Raw genomic sequence first — 21296 nt, 5'->3', positions numbered from 1 at the left:
ATTTTGTTACACTTTATCATCTAAATAGATCACAGACCCCTTATGCAAAATCTAGATTATCTTCAACAATTGCATTATCAATACCAAGGATTTTTGGCTGGTCAAGACATTAATCAAACCAGCAGCAGCAAACATTATTTGCCTTTTATGGTGCAAAAAAAGTCCTCTCCAACCATGGACACTTTAAAACAATGGGCTCAGCAAATTTCTCCTAAACTAGTCTTAGGCAAACGAGTAGAACATTTTATGAGTTATTATTTGTCAAGCCAATCTCCCTTTAAAATTTTAGCTCAAAATGTTCAAATTTTTGAACAAAAAACAACCATTGGTGAGTTAGACTTTTTGTTAGAACACCAAACCAATAAAACCCTGATTCATTTGGAACAAGTGTATAAATTTTACCTCTATGTACCCAACTCAAAGAAAAAATCAATTGACAATTGGATTGGTCCAAACTGCAAAGATCGTTTTCAACAAAAAATCAATAAATTACACCAAAAACAATTTCCTCTACTCTACCATCCCAATACACAAAAAACATTCCATGACCTAAACCTAGATTATTCAAAAATTCAACAACAGCTTAGTTTTAAAGCTGCGTTATTTGTCCCTTTAAATTGGACAAAGGGTTCTTTTTCTAGCATCAACCACAATTGTATCGAAGGGCATTGGTTACGTTTTGAAGATTGGAAAAAAATGCCATTGCTCAAACATCAATTTTACCTTCCTCAAAAACAAAACTGGGGCGTTTTCCCCAGCGCCAATACAACTTGGTACAGCTATGAAGTTATAGAAAGTCAGATCTTGACAGCCTTATCCCAAAAACGTTCTCCCTTGTGTTGGATGAAAATAGGAGAAGATCAGTATCGAAAGTTTTTTGTGGTTTGGTGGTAATCGCAATTAAAGTTCTAAAAAATTAGTGTTCTTTTAGGGCTAAATTGGTTCTTTTTTTGAGGTGAAAATTATTTTAATTCACTCTATTTAAACACCTACCTATGAAAACTATTAAAATAATAGCTCTTTGTTTTATTTTAGTCTCAGGCATTTTGGGCCTATCGTTTAGTTGCTGTTCCGATCGACCAGAGTATTGGAACCTTACGAATTTTCAAGTTACAATTTCTGACCAAAATTACATGCCGCCCCATGCAGGGCAAATCAAAGCCGATACCCTTTTATTATTATTGGATTTTGAGATAGAATATTTAGCAGCACAATCTTCTTCTTATAAGGTTATTAATCCGTTTATCAACACTATGTATGCAACATCTTGTCCGCCTTATGGAGAAAAAGGCATGAAAGATCAACTGGTACACATCAATCTTAGCAGTAGTGCTGATTTTAATACTTATCCAGCAGGAATATCCCTAACACCCCTCCTTACTATCTGGGGACATAGTGTCGAAGATTGGATCGAAAAGGGGTATTTTAACGAGACTTGGGACAATCGTTGGGAACTTCGTTTCAACGAAAAACCATCTGCCAACAGCAACCTACACGATTTTAAAATCAGTTTAACGTTTGCTTCAGGTCGAAAGGAAGAAGTGCAATTGGGTGCTATTGCTTGGAATTAATCCTTAAAAGAAGCATTAAAAACAGTGTCTAATTCCATGCTTGGTACTTGCTAAAAAATGCCTACTTCTTTTTGAATCATTAATATTGCTCAAAATTATTTGCAGCTAGAAGGCGAGAAGCAATATATTCTTATTAGATTTGCGCCATTCATTCGATTTGGATTATTCTTATTCTAAAATAACCCAATCTAACAAAAAACTATTTAATCGTCGAAAATTTATAGCTATGCAAAATCCAACTGTTGATAGCACAACATTTAAAAGAGCAGCAAAAACAGATCGTTATGCAGGTCATGATTATTATGATTTAGATGGTCTATTAACAGAAGAGCAAAAAATTGCTCAAATGGCCACTCGTGAATGGGTGAAACAAGAAGTGAGCCCTATTATTGAAGATGCTTATGAGCGTGCTATTTATCCAAGACATTTACTCAAAGGTCTTGGTGAATTAGGAGCACTTGGTCCAAGTCTTCCTGCTGAATATGGCTGTGCAGGTACTGATGAGGTTACTTATGGATTAATGATGATGGAATTAGAGCGTGGTGATTCTGGAATTCGCTCTGCTGCATCGGTACAAGGTTCTTTGGTGATGTATCCTATTTATAGATATGGTAGCGAAGAACAACGTAAAAAATACCTACCTAAACTAGCCAGTGGTGAAATGATTGGTTGTTTTGGTTTGACGGAGCCTAATTCTGGTTCTGATCCAGGGTCTATGACGACCAATATAAAAGATGATGGAGATGCTTATATTCTTAATGGTGCCAAAATGTGGATCACCAACTCTCCTATTGCTGATGTTGCTGTAGTTTGGGCAAAGGATGAAGAAGGAATTATCCGTGGATTAATTGTTGATATGGATACTCCTGGTTGTTCTGCTCCAAAAATCGAAGGCAAGCTTTCTTTGCGTGCTTCTATCACTGGAGAGCTAGTTTTTGAAGATGCTCGCATTCCTAAATCTCAGTTATTGCCTAACATTAAAGGACTAAAAGGGCCTCTTTCTTGCTTGACAAAAGCTCGTTATGGTATCGCTTGGGGTGCTATTGGTGCTGGTTTGGATTGCTACGATTCTGCGCTTCGTTATTCTTTGGAGCGTGAGCAATTTGGCAAACCAATTGGTGGCTTTCAATTGACTCAAAAGAAACTTGCTGAAATGATTACTGAAATCACCAAAGCTCAATTATTGGCTTGGAGATTGGGTACTTTGTTTGACGCTGGAAAGGTTACTCCTGCCCAAGTTTCTATGGCAAAACGTAACAATGTTCACATGGCGTTAGAAATTGCTCGTGAAGCTCGACAAATTCATGGTGGAATGGGGATTACCAATGAATATCCTTGTATGCGTCACATGATGAACTTGGAGACTGTTCTGACCTATGAAGGTACACACGATATCCATTTGTTGATTACAGGAATGGATGTAACGGGTATCAATGCATTTAAATAAGGTTTAACAATCCTTTGAAAATAAAAAAGTCCGCTAGGTATTTTTAACTTAGCGGACTTTCTTTGTTACGGATAAAACATTTGGTTAATGGTATTTTCTGCCTTTGAGTTTAAAAGTTCGAATCATATTAAAACCAATATGTATATCCCCCTTTAACCAATTGCCTGTTGTCTCACCAATAAATGCTTTTTCTATCATTCCTTCTGAGTTACTTAGGTGGATTTGAAATAAATGATTTCCAGTATTAATGTCTAATCCAATCGATAAAGAGTGTTGTAATTTTTTGGTCGATTGCTCAATTGGAGTATAATAAAACTCCAGATTTAAAGCAAAAACATGAGATATTTGCACCTTAGTAGCAATTCCTATTGCAAAAATATCATTTTTGTCACCTATTTTCTCTACCAAATTAAAATGTACATGGGTAGGCATAAGCATCAAGGAAAAGTGTTCTGAAAATTTTCTACCAATCATCAATTGATTGCTATACGACAAACGATGCGTAAAATAATAAGGTGTTCTATTCGGGTTGTTGTTCTTAAGTGTTGTTACAGCAATGGTTGACAGCCATGTTGCCGAAAAGGGGAATGCTCCTTTTCCTGTTTTTTGGTATAAAAACTGAAACTTGGCATAAAAATCATAGTTTTTCCCCAAAGTACTCCTCCCCAATCCAAGTGTCAAAGAATTGGTAATTCCATATTCAAATCCCATTCGCATAGAAGCTTGATCCAATCCAAACAATTCATAAAAACTTCCGTTAATTCGACCAAATCTATGAGCTAAAAGAAATTCTAAGATTCCTTTTTCTTGTGTTTCTAAGCTATGCCCATTGATAATTCTAGATCCATTGAATGTTTTCCAAGTATAAATAGTCGTATCCTTGGGCGTTTTCTTAAGACCATTTTTTTTAGAACCCTGCGCTAAGGTTTTAATTGTTTTGGAACTTACCATAGTCTTTTCTGGCGGACTAGAAGTAAGAGAAAAAGAATCCAACACTTCTTTATGCTGCCCCAATACAAGCGATTGTAAGCAGCAGCAAAAAAAGATAACTAGTAATTTTAATTTCATTTTATTAATTATTAGGCATTCCATCATTAATCCATTTTTCTATTTTTGAAAGGTCACAATCGAGCATTTTGACTCCGCTAGGGGGCATCATTGAATAATTGGAGACATGCTTCATAGAACCTAACAAGCTGCCATTGTTTGCCGTTATCTGTACTTGTGAAAAATCTTCTAAATTAATTCCGCCAAGTGGTGTTTGTGCATTGTGGCAACGATTGCATTCTTGAACAAACAAAGGGACGATAAAATCATTATAACTGACATTTTCTGTGTCGCAGGGAGCTTGTACAGGATACAATTCTTCTGCATTATCATAATAACAACCTGACAGCATAAAAAGGCTTCCCAGTATAAATTGGGTACTAAAAAAATAAGTGCTTTTTTTCATTGGTATTAATTATTAGGCATTCCACTATTGATCCACTTCCTAAGTTTATTTACTTCACAATTTGGCAAAGCGCCACCAGAAGGAGGCATCAAATTATAGCCTGTTGCGTGCAAAATTGTTCCCATCAAACTACCATCCAAACCACTATTTCGAATGTCGGTATAGTTCTCTAGTTTTACGCCCCCTAAAGGAGTTGTCGCATTGTGGCAGCCTGTACATTTGGTGCTAACCATAGGGGCTATATCCTGTGCAAAAGAAATCGTTAAGGTGTCACAACTCTCTTCACAAAAAAGATTTTGCGCTCCTTGATTGATCCATTTTTTAATCAAATCTTTATCGCTTGTAGACAAAGGAGCTCTAGGAGGCGGAGGCATCAAATCATCCGTATCATAAAGACATTCAAAAAGTTCGCTGTCCCAAGGATCATAAGGTTCTACTTCCGATCTAATGTTTTGATAATTCGTCAATACAATACCATCAGCATGAGATTGTACGTCATGGCAACCACTCATAGAGCAATTGGAGACAATTAAAGGCAATATTTGGCGTTCAAAATAAACGGTATCAGGATCACAAGGATGTACAATTCCCGTCCCTGTTCCAGTCCCAGTCCCAGTTCCTGTTCCTGTTCCTGTTCCTGTAGAAGTATTATTACCTCCTCCTGTTGGATCAGGGTCTGGATAAATAGGCTTATGCTTACAGGCATCCAAACTTAGTATAAGTAAAAGAGTAGCTAAGGATAGAAAAATTACTTTTTTTTGCATTGTTACTTTTTTAAAATATATGACTTTAAATCTTCGACTTGCTGCTTATTCAGGCGTTCGATGGGATAATGGGGCATATAAGGACGATGACCTGGTAAAGAATACGTGCCATAGGCAATAATATAATAGAGTGAAAAATGGGAATTTTTGTATAGATTAGAACGCAAATTTTGCAAGCTAATTGAGGTATTATCCAACAGATAATGAGATACGCCTTTTTCATTGTGGCACCACAAACAACTTAATTCATAAATTGCTTTTCCCTTTTTAGGGTCTCCTTTTTGGGTATTTTCATAGCCTTTTTTTAGATTTTTTGGGGGACCATAAAAATGAGCTGGCGATTGCTGGAGGTATTGGCGCTTTAACCATTTTATTTTGCTTGGTTTGTCATCGTTGCCATTGAGATATTGCCAATCCTGCTCAGAAAGATCCAAATCGCCCATTTTCCATTGCAAAGACCAATAATACGCCAATACGGCCTCTACTTCCCATCCCTTCATTAAACGTCCTTGAGAACATTCAATAGCGCATAATTGAATTGATTTTCGGAGGTCTTTATGTGCGGTCTTTATCTTTTCTGAACCGTATTTTTTTACATAATCATCATTGTACCAACTTTCTCTATTGACAATTCCCTTGAAGGTTGAGCCCTGCAAAAAAGGCAACTTGTGTTCTATCGCATAATCCAATCGTGTTTCAGGATCGCTGATCGTCAAATCAGGGTTTTCTCGTTCTATATTATGACAAGTCGTACAGACATAGTATTTACTAACATAGGTGGTTCTTTTTCCTTTTGCATCCTTTGTGCGACCATTTTTGACAATTTCCTCTCCTTGCTTGATTTGTTCTGGACTAGGTTGAATATAATGTGGTGGTTTGGGAGCTCCCAAATCCCATAAGACATCATAGAGGTTGTCCTCTCCTGTCCATGGTTGCTCTTCTTGGTTTCTCCAACTCAATAAAAAAATGCTGCTCACTAAAAGCAAACATACAAGGCTAATCTTTGGCATAAAAAAATATTAAATAGACCCTAAAAATAATCTAAGGTCTGAAGTTGTCTTTTTAGGAATAATTCCTTTTCTGCGGCCAAAACTATAAAAAATGGTTGAATAATTCTACATTTGTTTTTATTTATTCTTAGTCTAAATAAACATAAAATATAGTTTATAAAATGAAAAAAAACACATACCTTTTATTTGTAATTAGTTACTTACTGACTTGCTTTCAGTCAGTCGTTGCACAAAATGTAGTTACTATAGGGACTAGTACTGCTAACTCTAGTGATTTAGCTCCAATCAACCGTTATTACACCTATTCTACTTCCGAAATAATCTATACTTCTTCCGAAATTGGTTATGCAGGAAACATTACTAAATTAGCATTTCAAAAAGCGTCTGGAGCTAGCTCTGTTTCGATTGATAATGTTTCGATATACCTTAAAACAAGTTCTAATAATAGCCTGTCCGCAGGAAGTACAGACAGCACTACCTATACGCTAGTATGGGCTGGTAGTTTTCCGAATACAATGCCCAATGGCTGGGCTGAGGTAAGCTTAAACAGTCCTTTTTATTATAATGGTAGTGATAACTTGCAAGTATTAGTGCTTAAGGGAAATCAAACTTATGCAAGCAGTCGTCCCTATTATCACTATACTTCAACGGGAAGTACTTACCTCACTAAAACGTATAAAAGTGATAGCGCACCGTGGGACAATAGCCAATATTTATCTACCACTTATAATCGCCCCAACATTCAGTTAACCATCGCTTCTACAACGGTAAATGATGCGGGTATTGTTGCGCATCAGCCTCAATTGCTTTGCCCTGGGACAGCCAATATCACAGCCAGTCTAAGAAATTTTGGAACCCAAAACCTAAGTACTGCAACCATTCATTGGTCGGTCAATAGCATTGCTCAAACACCAATCCACTGGACAGGTTCTCTTTCGCCTAATCAACAGATTAGTGTTAGTCTAGGAACCTACACATTCAATCAGGGGAATACCTATAACTTAGCCATTAACAGTGTACTGCCCAATGCGGTTACGGACGAAAACCAAGCCAATGATCATTATAATACAAGTATAAACTTATCTTTCACGGGCACCTACACAATTGGGGGAACGGCTCCTAATTATGCGGACTTAAGCAATGCTATTGCTGATTTGGCAGCCAATGGCGTTTGTGGTCCTGTGATTCTCGAACTAAGGGATGGCACCTATAGCGGGGCAGTTACCATTCCCGAAATAACAGGAATGTCAACCATCAATACCTTAACTATTCGCCCCGAATTGGGCGCCAGTAATGTTGTCATCACCAGTAATCATGCAACGGCAACGCTAACCTTTGATGCTGCGGATCATGTAACCATTGATGGGCGTTCTGGCGGAGCAGGCAGCAATAGTGCATTGGATATTGACAATAGCAATAATGATGCTTCAACAGTTTACCTTGTCAATGGTGCAACGTATAATACCATTCAACACTGCCACCTAAGAAATCACTGTTGGGAAGCTTCTAAAGGGGTTATTACTTTTGGAGACGATGGTTGGTCTGTTCCTGTGACCTCAGGAGGCAATAGCTATAATTTGATCCAGTACAATCACATCCGAGAAAGCGTCTCTGGTAGCACCTACCAAGCTATCGTTTCTCAAGCGCCAACTGCCAACAAAAACAGCCACAATACTATTCTACGCAATTCAATTTACAATTACAATACGGAAGGAATTTTATTGGACGATGGCAATGAATACTGGACGATCAACAACAATAGTTTTTACCAACACACTAGTCGTTCGGGGCAAATGATTGGTATTTTGATTAAGGATGGAACAGGCTATTCGATTGAAGGAAATGGCATGGGAGGCGCTGACGACAACAGAGGCGGCACTCCAACAACTGCTACTGGCAGTGGGCGTTTTACAGGTATTAAAATAGAATCTGGTGTAGGAACAGGAACCGTCAATATCCTTAATAACATCATTGCTAATATCAAAACAGCTTACTATTTTTCAGGGATTGACCTTTCCGCAGGAACAGTACGCATTGAAGGGAACCGAATTGGAGGCTACCAAAACCAAGACAAAATCGAATCGGAATGGCGACCTGCTGTGGGGATTGAATTTTATGGAAGTGATGTCAATGTTACCATTAAAAATAATACCATCGGTAACATTCATTTTAATAGTAGCTCTAGCTCTAATCATACCGCTTATGGAATTCAAGCAGAAGTGGGAAATGCAAGTATTAGCAACAATGATATTTTTTACATTACCTCCAATGGTAGTTATAGTAGCTATTCTCCAGAAGACAATGTAGCAGCTGGTATTTATGTTGGTCGTTCTGCTTTTGCTTCTGGTGGTCCTTACCCACTGCGTATTGAAGGCAATCAAATTCACCATATTCAACAGCTAAGCACCAGTGATATTGGTCCTGCTGCTGCGATCTATATTGAGGACGAAAAGAACAGTGATTTTACCATCACTCGAAACAAAATTTATGAAATCAATACCACCGCTGGCAATCACAATAGTTCTGTTTGGGGAATCTATACGCAAACAACAGGCGATATACTTTTTGCAAACAATCAGATAAAAGTAGGGCGTACCACTTCAGGAACGGCAAACGTTAAAGGAATTGAAAGTGCAGGTACCACAGGCAACAAGGAAGTTTATTACAATACTATTGTGATAGATGGAACTTCTGGGGCAACTGCAAGCGTAAATTCTTTCTGTCTTCTTCGCCAAGATCAAGCCAACCTCAATTTGTTAAATAATGCTTTTATTAACAATCGCTCTGGAGGGACTGGCAAGCACTATTGCCTAGGTAATAATAGCGCAAATCCTCAAGATTGGTCGTCCAATTATAATTTCTTTGCCAACCATGATATCAATGCGCTCAATCAATGGAATCATGTCGATAAAAACTTTGGAGATTGGAAACTAGCAACTGCTAGTAGTGAATCTAGCTGGGCAGATGATTTATCTCAAATTAATTTGAATAATTTGTTTGATAATTTTCTAATTGGGCATTTAGATATTGATCCTGCTCAAAGAGAATCTTGGTACCTCAATGGAAAAGGTGTTCAAATTCCTAGCATAACCGAAGATGTTAATCATCTTTTGGCTGGGCGTTCTACTATTGTAGCGGATGGAGGAACCGATATTGGAGCCAATGAATTTACCCCCACAGTTAGCCCTCAAGAATTAAGCATTACAGGGAATCATACCTTGGGTGGAATTGAAATATTGTCCTTTGCCAATCGTCCTGTTGCTAAAATAGAATGGGGGAATACAGGCGTACTTCCAAGCATTCAGTCTGCTCAATATTATTCTGGAACTAGTCCCAATGATCCTAGTAATAACGGTGCCATCAGTAGCCCCAAGCACTTTGATGCTTATTGGAAAATTGCGGCTACAGGAGGGAGTGATTTTACCTACACCATAACCCTATTGTATGATGATGCTTTGATTGGAACCATTCCTTCGGAATCACTTTCTAAATTGGCAAAAAAAATAACTGGTAGTGTAGGAACTTGGCAAAGTTATAATTCAACGGTTAATAGCAGTAGCAACGAATTGAGCTATGGGACCTTGAATAGCTTTTCTGAATTCACAGGCTTATTGGATGCGAGTACCCTTCCAATTGACTTGTTGAGTTTTAGTGGTCAAAAAATCAATGCAAACATCGAACTTCAATGGACTACTTCTTCGGAAACCAATAATGCTTATTTTACGCTTCAAAAAAGTGTTGATGGCATCAATTGGCAATATTTAGACACCGTATCTGGGCAAGGTACAACCACTCAACCTAGCCATTATACCTACACAGATGTCAATCCTTTTAGCAGTTATAATTATTATCGCTTGTTGCAAACCGATTTTAGTGGAGCTATTTCTAACATTTCGAATGTTATTATGATCTACTTTGATACAGCCATAAAAAGGGCGAAACAATTTCCTCCTTCCTTCTGGATCAATAGCCAAAAGGAGCTTTGTTTTATGAGTGAAAGGAATAGTTCTTTTGTCCTTCAGATATTTAATACGCTAGGGCAGGTTGTTTATAAGTCTGACTATAACAGTCACCAAGGCTTAAATAGGATTCCGCTACCTGTAAACAACACCGTTCCTTGTGCTTATATTATTTCAATAAGTAATAAACAGTCTTCTTATTCTCAAAAAGTTATTGTTCACTAACGTTGTTGATTGGATGATGTGGCGATTTGTTTTCAAATCGCCACCTTTTATTTCCCAAAGACACCGACGATCAATTATTCAATCGACTCAATTGTTGCCTTTCCAGTCAAAAACATGTCGTGAATATGGCTATATTTAAACAAGCCATTCCGTCCGTTGGTATACAGGTTTTTAAATCCTTTTAGATAATCTAAAATCGTTGCTATCTTTTCTTCAAAACCAATTTCTAAAATAGGATAAGCAAAAGGCAACCGTTTGACCACCACATTTAATAACTCATCTTCTTTGAAAAAGCCCAAGGGCAAGACCTTTCCTTTGATTTCTTCAATCAATTCCTCCTCTCCCAGTTTCCACCAATAATCATTATGCTGGCAAGGAATTTCAACGGCAAGCGTTGTTTTATTAGAGGGAGCCATTTTAGCGCTTCGATTTTTAGGCTCATAAATTCTAGTGAACGGGAATTCTTCATCTGGAAAATACATAGAAGCATTGTTATTGATGCTTGGTTTGTCTATCATAAAAACCACCAGAAGTATGCTTCTAAAGCGAATTTGCTGGATTAAATCTAATATTTCAGCAGGAGGACGAGGGCTTAAGCTATTTAAAAATACATTCAGTGGCAGTGTATTAAGCAAGCAATCTACCGTTTTGATTGATTGATGATTTAGTTCTATTTTTGTAATTTTTTGATCTTGATGATAAATTTTAGTCACCTTATGATTGGTTAGGATATTGTTGAGATCACAACGTTCGGCTAAACGATCAAAAATACTTCCAATCCCATAATCAGGATAATAGAAGGCTCCATCAATATGTTCTGTCTTTGCTTTGAGTCCCAATAAACCTTCAATAATAAATGTTTTTACATTTAAGCCTTTTAAGCGCTTGCCTGCGACCTGCGTAGACAGTTGATGACAAGGAGTTCCCCATAATTTTTGGGAGTAATTTAGCAAAAAATTTTCGGCTATTTTTTTCCCATAAGCCTTTAAGGCTAAACGTTCAAAATTATCTTCTCCTGTTCTAGTTTTTAGGTTTTCCAAGGCAATTTCAGCAGCAGCTTTTACAAAGGTGGGCAGCCCCAATTTGGACACCAAATTAAGAGGGGTTAGCGGAAAATCAATAAATTTCCCATCTTTATAAATCTGACTAGGGCTGTGGATTTGTTTTAATTCTCCTTGCATTAAATCCTTGATTAATTGCGTCACCTCTGCTGACTTGTCGTGTATACGATGCGCTCCAGCATCAAACAAAAAATCTTCGTATTGAAAGGTTCTACAATTCCCACCCGTTTTTTCTTGCCCCTCATAAATGGTAAACGCATAGTTTTTTTTCTGGGCATAATACCCCAAGGCTAAGCCTGCTGGTCCTCCACCCAAAATAGCGATTTCTTTATTGCTCATTTATCTCGTTGTTTTTTTGATTTGTGTATTGATACAAGACCAATTGACTCCAAAGTCGATTGACATAAGGATTGTGATAAAACATCAATTCGGTTCCCTTTTGCCCCATCAGATGATCTATATTTTGTGTCGAATAAACAAGGGTATAACCTGCTGTATCGGGAAGTCCCTCTCTCTCCAAATTATCCAAGGAAAAACAATTGATCTTGCTCTTTTTTAATTCTGTATGTTTTTGAAAATAAAAATTAATCAATCTAGGACTCAACACCAAAATGGGGTCAGTGGGGTGCTGATCCATTAAATATTGCTTAATTTGCGAAATGCTAGAAGGGCTTTTGTGTTGCCACGCCAATACTGAACTAACCAAAATATAAGTTCCGAAGGTCAGTGGTATAAATATATTTTTAGTTGGGTTGCTTGTCGCTAAAAAGCGATCTGCGCCAAAGGCGATTATCATAGCAGCAAATGGAATTAAGGGCATAATGTGCCGAGGCTTATACACAATGTTCTGAAAAAAGTAAGCCCAAATCGTATATATTCCTAGGCTGAGTAATACGCAATAGATGTATTTGTTCCCCTTATACAACGCCTTTTGATAACAAAACCAAAGCGCCTTAAGGACAAATACCAACATCCCCAACGACCAAATTGCCGTCAACCAATGCCGCTCCAACCAATAACCGCCTAAACCATCTGCCCAGATGCTTTCAAGCATTGCCACTAAACGTTCTATATAGCTTCTATCGTTTGCCATAACCGTTCCTCCCCACTCTGTAAAATGTCCTACAGAATGCCGTTGGCTTACTTCTAATAATGACTCCCATCCTGTATCCCACAACATGGGAAGCAGCCAAAAAAGAACGGCTCCAAGCCCTGCTAAACACAAAAAGTGAAGCTGCCGAAAAAAGATAACAGCCAATAAAATAGAAGGCAACCAAAAGGGAATATAAGACAGCCTTAGCCCACATTGCAAGCCCATTATAATAACATGCAATAAGGCACTACTCAGCAAACGATAGCGAATGGCATTCAAAAAATAAAAGCTACCGCTCATCAATAATGCCAATCCAAAAATATCGGGCATATATCGGGTAGACATAAGCAATAACAAAGGGTTAAACAACAACAATAGCCCTAAACTATAGCTTTGTTTTTCTGCTTCTTGATCCAATAAGAGCGCATAAATTTTATAACTATAAACAATAATTATAAACGTTGCGACTCCTCCCATTAAGGCATAAGAAATTCCGAGATTTTGAACCACTAAAAATAGTGGCTTGATGAGCATAAAGTAAAAAAAGTAACCTGGAAAATGAGGCTGGAGCGCCACTACATCATAATTATAAACTGCTAAGGCAAAACGAAGGCTGTCTATATCTTCTATATAGAAAATAGCACTAACCATTCTACTCAGCAAACAAGCAAGCAACAACAACAAGCATTTGATGACCTGTTGCTTTGTGTAGGGTTGACCATTTTTCTGCTTCATCCCTCCCTTGTATTAGAATTTATACTCTACTCCCCCTACTATCTGTAAGCGATTTCCAACTAAAATCCCTGAACTAGAAGTAGCAGAAGGATGTGCTGGATGAGAGTGTAATCTAGAACTAATGTAAACCTTATCCAACAAGTTTTCACCGCTTACAAAAAAGCGCAAAAAGTGCTTGTATTGATAACTAATGCTTGCGTTCAACAGCCAATAAGCTGGAATGGGTCCTGTATCTCCTCGATTAAAAATATAATTGATGTTCTCATAATCGCTATAAGAACGGCCTACATATCGATATTCTACAAAGGCAGAAAGCCCAAAATAAGAATGATAGGTTGCTGCAATTGAAAACGTATGTTGGGGAGCATACGGCAGTTCATTCCCTGCTACATCTGGAGTCGTGTTCAAACTAAGCGCAGAGCGATTGAGTTTACCGCTCAGTATTGCCGTTCTAAGGTAAGTATAGTTCAGTTGGATATTGGGCAAATGTTTCCAGAGTTGGGAGGTTTTTATCGTAAATTCGGTTTCTATCCCTGTTGTAACAACCTGATTCTTGTTAGTAAAACTGCTTTTAAACCCCGTGCTTACCAAATCATCAATCAACAACAAAAAGGCGGTTGATTCTACCGCTAAATACTTGGAAAAAGAACGGCAACCCAATTCAAAATTCCAACTGCTAGAAACTAAGGATGCTAGGTCTTGATACTGGGTATTGGTTGGGTTTCCGAAATCTGTTGCCCGAAGTGTGCGAATAGATGGAGGGCTAAAGGCTCGATGTGCCCCTCCAAAAATATCCAATGCTTTGAAGGCATAATTAAACCCTACTCCTGGTAGTAGAGTAAAAAATGCATTGCTTTTTCGATCTCGATTTACCGACAATAAATCTACTTGCTCCAAATTAAATGCTTCTAATCGAAACCCTCCATGCAGACTTAATTTGCCCAATGTAATTTTTTCAATGGCAAAGAGCGAAAAAGCATAGGTTTCTAAGTGGTAATGATTGCCCACTTGTACCTTTTGTTGCGTAGCAGAATCAAATTCATAAAAAACACCTTCATAATCGTTGGGCGCATTGCCTTTCTTTTCTTGCTGATTGATATTTTCTAGATGAAAATGAATTCCTACATTTAATTTTCCATCAACCGTTTTGCTAATGTTGTGGTTCCACACAAAGCTTTGTTCTAAACCACCAGTATAAACTTGTTGCAAATTGCTTCGATTAGATACTCCATTTCCAACCCGAATCAAATCTTGAATCGCATAGCTATTTTCAATCGATTGTTCTTTTAAATTATTCGCTAAATAATCTGCTTCTGAAATAAAGATATTGTCCTCTTGCCACCAACCAAAATTGGTATAATTGAAGTATAATTTAGTTTCAGAATCTACTTGCTTAGCAATTTCATGCTGATAGGTTAAATTAAAACCAATGTTCCAATTACTTAACGTGTCGCTTTTTTTTGCATTAAATCTAGGGTTGGTTCGATAGGAATATTCCGTTAAACCAGTGTAAGTTGTATTGGCATCTTCAAAGTTTCCATGAATTTTAAAATCTAGGCGATTTTTGGGAGTAGGAACATAAGCCAATCGAGCGTTTCCATTGACCTGAGAAAATGTGTTATGACTCTTATAGCCATCTCCTCGTTTGTATAAAAACTGAAATTCAGGTCTAATTTTTTCTGTTCCAAAGCCTCCTATTTCTGCCAAAGCACTAGCAAAACCATTCATACCGCCCTGTAGTCTAATTTTTCCTCCCATTGCTTGACGAGGAGTCTGGGTAATAAAATTAATCACCCCACCTATACTTTGCGCTCCATACCGAAGTGCCGAAGCCGATTTTAAAATTTCAATGCTTTTAATTCGTTCTACTGGAGGGGTGTTAAAGGTTCCTAAGCTCATCAAATAAGGGCTCGTTTGCAAAGGCAGACCATCCTCTAATAAAACCACTCGCTGAGATTGTCTAGGATCTAAACCACGAACTCCTATATTAATCCGAGAACTGCCAATTCCGCCATCCGAAAAAGCAGAAATACCAGAAACACTTGCAAGGGCATCTTGTATACTCATTCGATTTTGCAACTCTATAGTAGTAGCTGATAACACCTTGGCATTGCTACTAATTGTTGACAAATGATTGTCTTTATTGCTAATTATTTCTGAGGGTGCTAGATCAAAATGTTTTGGATGCATATAAACGTTAAAACGATTGGCTCCTTCTTCTAATAAGACCACCAAATGAATGCTCGCATAACCGTTTTTGTGTATTTTTATTTCTTTTTTTCCATAAGTCAAACCGTCTATGCTATAACGCCCAAAAGAGTCACTAGTCGTTTCTTTTATCACCTGATAGCCGCCTATAATTTCAATTTTTGCATTATAAATATAGTATTGATTAATAGAATCAATCAATTGCCCTTCAAATGTTGAAGGTTCGACTTGGCTAAATGCAAGATAAGGTAAACTGCTAATCACTAAGAGCAAGGTATATCCTATTTTCTTAATACAAATTGTCATTCTATCTTAGTTTAAAATTTTTGAGGATTAGTTGGTTGCTTAAATGTTTTGAAGAAATTATTAGAACGCCCTGAACCACTACCCGATCCAGATCCACTGCCTGATCCAGAGCCTGATCCTGATCCCGTGCCAGTACCTCCTGTTCCCGTACCTCCTGTTCCAGAGCCACCGCCTGTCCCTGTTCCTCCTGTTCCAGAGCCACCGCCCGTTCCTGTTCCCGTGCCTCCCGTACCTGAACCGCCACCTGTGCCTGTGCCTGTTCCTGTACCTCCTGAACCTGTTCCCGTACCTCCTGAACCTGAACCACCGCCTGTGCCCGTTCCTGTTCCCGTACCTCCTGAACCTGAACCACCGCCTGTGCCCGTTCCTGTTCCCGTGCCTCCTGAACCTGAACCACTGCCTGTGCCCGTTCCCGTTCCTGTACCTCCTGAACCCGAACCACTGCCTGTGCCCGTTCCTGTTCCCGTGCCTCCTGAACCTGAACCACTGCCTGTGCCCGTTCCTGTTCCTGTGCCTGTTCCTCCACTAGTCCCTGTTATAAGATTAGGATCCTCATAGGCTGTTTTTATTCCATCAGGAGCAAAGTTTAACTCCTCATCTTTACAAGCGGAAATCCCCACAAAACAGACCAATAAAACCATCAAGTATTTTTTTCTACACATATTAATTGGCAATTGAGAATAATTAACACTCCGAAGCATCTTCTATCCTATTTTACAACGAAGTAACGAATAATAAGAATTGGATTTTTAGCACCTCAAAGTGCCTTCAAACCTAAAAATAACGCCCCAAGATAAGAATTAAACTATTTTAATTTATACTAAGTCTAAATAAATTTTAATTTTACATTTAACTAAATACGCAGCGAATTAAAACAAAAATAATGGGAGTTATATTAGTGACTGGTTGTGCAGGTTTTATAGGAAGTCATATCTGTTCTCACCTGTTGAGTCAGGGGAAAAAAGTACTTGGTATTGACAATTTGAACGATTATTATAGCAGCAGATTAAAAGTAAGGAATTTAGTCCCCTTACAAGCGCATAAAAATTTTGAATTTAGGCAACAATGCATTGGAGACCTTTCTGGATTAATGAAAATTAGCACTTCCATAGACCTAGTCATTCATCTAGCTGCTACACCAGGAGTTGTTCCTTCTCTCAACCAAGTCCAAGCTTATCTTGATAACAATATCAATAAATACAATGTATTATTAGACTATATGCAAATCAAAGGAATTAAGCGGCTCATTTTTGCGTCTTCCTCCTCGGTTTATGGCAATACTCCTAATGGAGTAGAATCGATGGTTTTGCAGCCCATTTCGCCTTATGGTTTTACCAAACAAATGGGAGAACAACTCAATTACCAATACCACTATTTGCATCAAATTTCTATTGTTAATTTAAGGCTATTTTCTGTTTATGGTGAACGAATGCGACCAGACTTAGCCCTCCCAAAATTCATGAATAGCTTACTTAATAATCAGGCGATTGATCTGTACAATAATGGCAATGACTATAGAGATTTTACCTATATTGAAGATGTTGTGCAAGCTTTTATGGCAACAATCAATTATTTGGAGCAAAATGCCCCTTGTTTTCAAAGCATCAACATAGGCAATAATCAGCCGATCAAAATTCGAACATTATTGTCTTTATTAGAAGAAGTAAGCAATAGAAAGGCAATCTATTCCAACTTAAAAAAGAGAAAAGGAGAGGTATTTCGCACCGCTGCCAATATAAGTAAAGCGCAGTTATTACTAGCCTATCAGCCTCAAACATCTATTGAAGAAGGAATTTATAAGTACTATCAATGGTATCAACAACAACAAGAAATCACCCCAATTCCAGTAGGCTGTTAAGTTACTTTTTTAGACCATCTTCGTCCAAAGCTGCCAAGACATTCTTAGACGTGCTTACCAAATTAGAAAAGATGGCTCTAGCATAGTCGTTTTTGGTGTTTTTGTATAAACCCTGTAGTATTCCTTGTTCTACAATTTTGCCATTCTTAAGGAAAATAATCTCATCTGCAATAGCAATGGCATCTTGAATATCGTGTGTGATAAAAAGAACAGAGATATTAATTTGTTTAACAATTCGATAAACTTCTTGGCGCAAATTAGATTTCAACTCAGCATCAAGGCTACTAAAAGGCTCATCTAACAATAACAATTCAGGGTCAACAGCCAAAGTTCTGGCAAGCGCAACTCGCTGCTGTTGACCTCCGCTTAGCTCATTTGGGTACCTTCCCCCATAGCCATCTAACTCGATGATATGAAGCAGCTCATCTACTTTTTTAGTATTTTTATTCTTTAAACCATAAGCAATATTTTGCGCAACCGTCAAATGAGGAAATAAAGCAAAATTTTGGAAAACCATCCCCACATTTCTTTTTTGAGGAGGGACTATTTTAGTCATGCCTGAAACCTCTTTTCCCTTTACCACAATCGTTCCTGAATTGGGGCGTTCTAGCCCTGCAATCAATCTCAAAAGTGTCGTTTTCCCACTACCACTTTCTCCTACTATTGCACAAATGCTGCCTTCTTTCAAGGCAAAATTTACATCTTTCAAGGCATATTCTTTTCCCCAATTATAGGACTTAGAAAGATTCTTTATGCTTAAAATATCCATGTTATTATCGTTGTATATTATAATCCTAAAAAGGGCTTATTCTTGATCTAATTTGGCTTCCCATCGCTGAACAATCAACATAAAAAAGAGCACAATACCAATGAGCAGCAAAGCAGGTAAAGCCGCTTCTGCCACCTGTTCATTGTCTGCATATTCGTAAGCCTTTACTGCCAGAGTTTGTACCTTATAAGGTTTTAAAATAAGCGTAAGTGGTAACTCTTTGAGGGTGTCAATAAAAACCAAAGTAAATGCACTAGAAAGCCCTATTTTTAGCAAGGGTAATTCTATCTTTAGCAAAGTTCTCAAAGAAGTTTTTCCCAACAAATAAGAAGACTCTGCCAAATAACGTCCTACTTTTAAGACATTTGCTTCCAATGGATTATAGGCTACTGCCAAAAAACGGACCACATAGGCATACACTAAAACTATGCTGCTGCCATAAACAATATAACCTATTTTTAGTTGAAAGTTATCATAGGCAACATCCACAAAAACTTGACTGACTGCCATTACGCCAATCCCTATAATAGCTCCTGGTATTACATAACCAATCGTTGCCATTTTAGAAAAGATGGTTAAGGATTTTAAATGATTCCATTGGCTAAAATAGATTAGACTAATTGCTCCCACAACCGTACAAGCAGCCGTCATTAGGGCGATACCACAACTTTGCAAGGTAATCCACCATAGCTCAAGCTTAAAAACTTGATAAAAGGTAAGATAAGCCCAATAAAACAATTGGACAAGCGGCAGTAAAAGCCCAAAAAATATTGGAATGCACAAAATGCCAATATAGGCGATTTTCTTTTTGCCACTCAACTGAATTCTATCTTTGGTGCTCCCCTTATGACTATCTATTGGAATAGTATAGGACTTTTTTCCTCGTTGAATTTTTTCAAACATTCGCAATACAAAAACTAAAAAAATTAGAATTGCAGATAGATAAAAAGCAGTTTTGAGATCCTCTAATGCCGTCCATGTTCGAAAAATACCCGTTGTAAACGTATTTACCCCATAATACTTTGCCGCTCCAAAATCATTCAATACCTCCATAAAAACCAAAAAGACACCTGCTACAATAGCAGGTTGTGCTAAGGGTAAGGCAACCGTTCTAAAGTATTTTTTTTGAGAAGCTCCCAACAAAAATGCGGCATCTTGTATACAAGAAGATTGATTTAGAAACGCCATTCTTGTACTAATATAAACATAGGGAAAAAGGGATAAACTTAACACCCAAATCAATCCATAAATATTCATCATATCAATAGCCACCTCCGTTATTCCTACTAGACTTAATAACCGCTGTAACAAACCGCTATTACCAAAAAAACCAACATAGGCATAAGCCACGATATAAGAAGGAATCGCCAAAGGCAAAAAGAGCAAGCGCTCTATTATTTTCCGATAAGGAAAATCATATTGGCTTATGATCCAAGCGGAAGAAACACCAATCAGAATAGACAATGTCCCTGTTCCCAGCAACAAAAAAATAGAATTGTACACATAGGCAGACAATAGATGTTCACAAACATGCTCCCACATCGGTCCCGCCTGCCCAAAAAGATTTAATACAATACTAAAAATAGGCAACGCAATAAATAAACCAATGGCAATTGTCCAAAATGACCATTGGTTTATATCACGAACAAAACGTCTTATTTTGTTTTTTATTTCCATCCTACCTTATCAAATGTCATCACAGCTTGCTTATTCAGCTCTCCCAAAACAGATAGTTCAAGGGCATCCTCTTTAAATTCTCCCCAAGAGCGAAGCAGCTCAGAAGATTCAGCCATTGGATTAACAGGGTATTCATAATTAGCGCTTGCAAATTCTTCTTGTACTTCTTTGCTTGCTAAATATTCTATAAATTTAATGGCATTTTCCTTATTAGGAGCATATTTTGCCACTCCAATTCCACTAATATTAATGTGCGTTCCTCGTCCTTCTTGATTGGGGAAAAAGACCGCTACGTTCTGTCCAGCCTTGACCTCTTCTTCATCTTTAGAATTCAATAATTTGCCCAAATAATAGGTATTAATAATCGCCAATTCTCCTTCGCCAGCCAAAATTGCTTTTACCTGATCTCGGTCATTTCCCTTGGGAGAACGAGCCATATTATTAACCATTCCAGCAGCCCATTGCTCCGCAGTTGCCTCATCTGTATTGGCAATAATAGAAGCCAACAAAGATTGGTTGTAAATGTTGCCTGAAGATCGAATTAGAACTTTTTTATTCCACTGGGGTTCTACCAAGTTTTCATAAGTTGAAAGCTGTTCGGGTTTTACCTTCTCTTTATCATAAACCACCACACGAGCCCTTTTGGTCAAACCAAACCAATTGTTTTCACGATCTCTCAAATGAGCAGGTATGGTTTCGGTTAGAACATTTGATTCGATTGCTTGCAAAAGTTGTTTGCTCTTTGCCCTTACCAATCGACCAGCATCAACCGTAAGCAACAAATCTGCTGGAGATTGCGCTCCTTCTCGCTCCATTTTTTGAATTAATTCATCCGCATTAGCATTCACTACATTTACCTTAATTCCTGTGCTTTTCTCAAAATTGTCAAAGATAATTTGATCGGTATCATAATGTCGATGCGTATAAAGATTTAGCTCCTTATTTTCAGTTTTTGAAACTTCTGTTGTAGGCTCATTCGTTTCGCTTTGGCAAGATGCCAACGCTATAATTAGCCCTACTATCAAGATAATTTTATCCATAATTAAATTTTGATTTGGAAAATAAATTGCGCAAATCTAACTATTTAGATTGAGTCTAAACAATATTCTTTCAATTAATTTAAAACCATTTTTTGTTCTTATTCCTAAGCAGATGCACAA

General features: G+C 37.7%; 16 protein-coding genes. 5 read left to right on the top strand and 11 right to left on the bottom strand.

Going from position 1 to position 21296, the window contains the following annotated elements:
* The first annotated feature begins 42 nt into the window (after positions 1 to 42).
* The 3 genes from AsAng_RS04965 (at position 43) to AsAng_RS04955 (ending at position 3018) form a co-directional block, all read left to right on the top strand.
* A complete protein-coding gene (locus tag AsAng_RS04965) occupies positions 43 to 894 on the top strand; it encodes a DUF1853 family protein (RefSeq protein ID WP_264791689.1) in 852 nt (283 codons plus the stop codon).
* Positions 895 to 995: 101 nt separating this feature from the next.
* Positions 996 to 1571: a hypothetical protein gene (locus AsAng_RS04960; RefSeq protein WP_264791688.1), complete on the top strand. Its 576-nt coding sequence runs from the start codon at positions 996 to 998 to the stop codon at positions 1569 to 1571.
* Between the two features lie 226 nt (positions 1572 to 1797).
* Entirely contained in the window at positions 1798 to 3018 is a 1221-nt protein-coding gene (locus AsAng_RS04955; RefSeq protein WP_264791687.1) for an acyl-CoA dehydrogenase family protein, read from the top strand.
* An 84-nt stretch (positions 3019 to 3102) separates the two neighbouring features.
* On the opposite strand, the gene AsAng_RS04950 is transcribed toward AsAng_RS04955, so the two are convergent.
* Genes AsAng_RS04950 through AsAng_RS04935 form a run of 4 tightly spaced genes read right to left on the bottom strand, consistent with a single transcriptional unit; the run spans position 3103 to position 6245 of the window.
* Positions 3103 to 4086 (bottom strand): DUF5777 family beta-barrel protein, encoded by a 984-nt coding sequence (locus tag AsAng_RS04950; RefSeq protein ID WP_264791686.1) that lies wholly within the window; start codon positions 4084 to 4086, stop codon positions 3103 to 3105.
* 4 nt (positions 4087 to 4090) lie between these two features.
* Positions 4091 to 4471, bottom strand: a complete 381-nt coding sequence (locus AsAng_RS04945) for a hypothetical protein (RefSeq protein WP_264791685.1) — start codon at positions 4469 to 4471, stop codon at positions 4091 to 4093.
* 5 nt (positions 4472 to 4476) lie between these two features.
* Positions 4477 to 5235: a hypothetical protein gene (locus AsAng_RS04940; RefSeq protein WP_264791684.1), complete on the bottom strand. Its 759-nt coding sequence runs from the start codon at positions 5233 to 5235 to the stop codon at positions 4477 to 4479.
* 2 nt (positions 5236 to 5237) lie between these two features.
* Entirely contained in the window at positions 5238 to 6245 is a 1008-nt protein-coding gene (locus tag AsAng_RS04935; protein WP_264791683.1) for a c-type cytochrome, read from the bottom strand.
* 161 nt (positions 6246 to 6406) lie between these two features.
* Between AsAng_RS04935 and AsAng_RS04930 the strand changes: the two genes are divergently transcribed.
* Positions 6407 to 10429: a T9SS type A sorting domain-containing protein gene (locus AsAng_RS04930; RefSeq protein WP_264791682.1), complete on the top strand. Its 4023-nt coding sequence runs from the start codon at positions 6407 to 6409 to the stop codon at positions 10427 to 10429.
* 74 nt (positions 10430 to 10503) lie between these two features.
* Here the strand turns inward: AsAng_RS04930 and AsAng_RS04925 are convergent, their stop codons facing one another.
* Genes AsAng_RS04925 through AsAng_RS04910 form a run of 4 tightly spaced genes read right to left on the bottom strand, consistent with a single transcriptional unit; the run spans position 10504 to position 16533 of the window.
* Positions 10504 to 11829 carry a protoporphyrinogen/coproporphyrinogen oxidase gene (locus AsAng_RS04925; RefSeq protein ID WP_264791681.1) on the bottom strand — a complete coding sequence of 442 codons (1326 nt, stop codon included), beginning with the start codon at positions 11827 to 11829 and terminating at the stop codon, positions 10504 to 10506.
* Positions 11819 to 13318: a hypothetical protein gene (locus AsAng_RS04920; RefSeq protein WP_264791680.1), complete on the bottom strand. Its 1500-nt coding sequence runs from the start codon at positions 13316 to 13318 to the stop codon at positions 11819 to 11821. Before AsAng_RS04920 ends, AsAng_RS04925 begins: the two co-directional genes overlap by 11 nt.
* 12 nt (positions 13319 to 13330) lie before the next feature.
* Positions 13331 to 15832, bottom strand: coding sequence for a TonB-dependent receptor domain-containing protein (locus AsAng_RS04915; RefSeq protein ID WP_264791679.1), 2502 nt, complete (start codon positions 15830 to 15832; stop codon positions 13331 to 13333).
* Between the two features lie 11 nt (positions 15833 to 15843).
* Complete coding sequence (locus AsAng_RS04910; protein ID WP_264791678.1) at positions 15844 to 16533, bottom strand: hypothetical protein; 690 nt, start codon at positions 16531 to 16533, stop codon at positions 15844 to 15846.
* Positions 16534 to 16715: 182 nt separating this feature from the next.
* Here AsAng_RS04910 and AsAng_RS04905 point away from each other — a divergent pair, with 182 nt between their 5' ends.
* Entirely contained in the window at positions 16716 to 17690 is a 975-nt protein-coding gene (locus tag AsAng_RS04905) for an NAD-dependent epimerase/dehydratase family protein (RefSeq protein WP_264791677.1), read from the top strand.
* Position 17691: 1 nt separating this feature from the next.
* Here the strand turns inward: AsAng_RS04905 and AsAng_RS04900 are convergent, their stop codons facing one another.
* From AsAng_RS04900 to AsAng_RS04890, 3 genes are read right to left on the bottom strand one after another with little or no spacing between them, the layout of a single operon-like run.
* Positions 17692 to 18459 carry an ABC transporter ATP-binding protein gene (locus AsAng_RS04900; RefSeq protein WP_264791676.1) on the bottom strand — a complete coding sequence of 256 codons (768 nt, stop codon included), beginning with the start codon at positions 18457 to 18459 and terminating at the stop codon, positions 17692 to 17694.
* A 36-nt stretch (positions 18460 to 18495) separates the two neighbouring features.
* Entirely contained in the window at positions 18496 to 20136 is a 1641-nt protein-coding gene (locus AsAng_RS04895) for an ABC transporter permease (protein WP_264791675.1), read from the bottom strand.
* On the bottom strand, positions 20127 to 21176 hold the full coding sequence (locus AsAng_RS04890) for a Fe(3+) ABC transporter substrate-binding protein (protein ID WP_264791674.1): 1050 nt from the start codon (positions 21174 to 21176) through the stop codon (positions 20127 to 20129). The genes AsAng_RS04895 and AsAng_RS04890 overlap by 10 nt, the downstream gene beginning before the upstream one ends.
* Positions 21177 to 21296 lie beyond the last annotated feature (120 nt).

Source organism: Aureispira anguillae, assembly GCF_026000115.1.
In the GTDB taxonomy this organism is placed as follows: domain Bacteria; phylum Bacteroidota; class Bacteroidia; order Chitinophagales; family Saprospiraceae; genus Aureispira; species Aureispira anguillae.
Note: the sequence above shows the minus strand (reverse complement) of the source record. Positions and strands in the feature narration are given on the sequence as shown.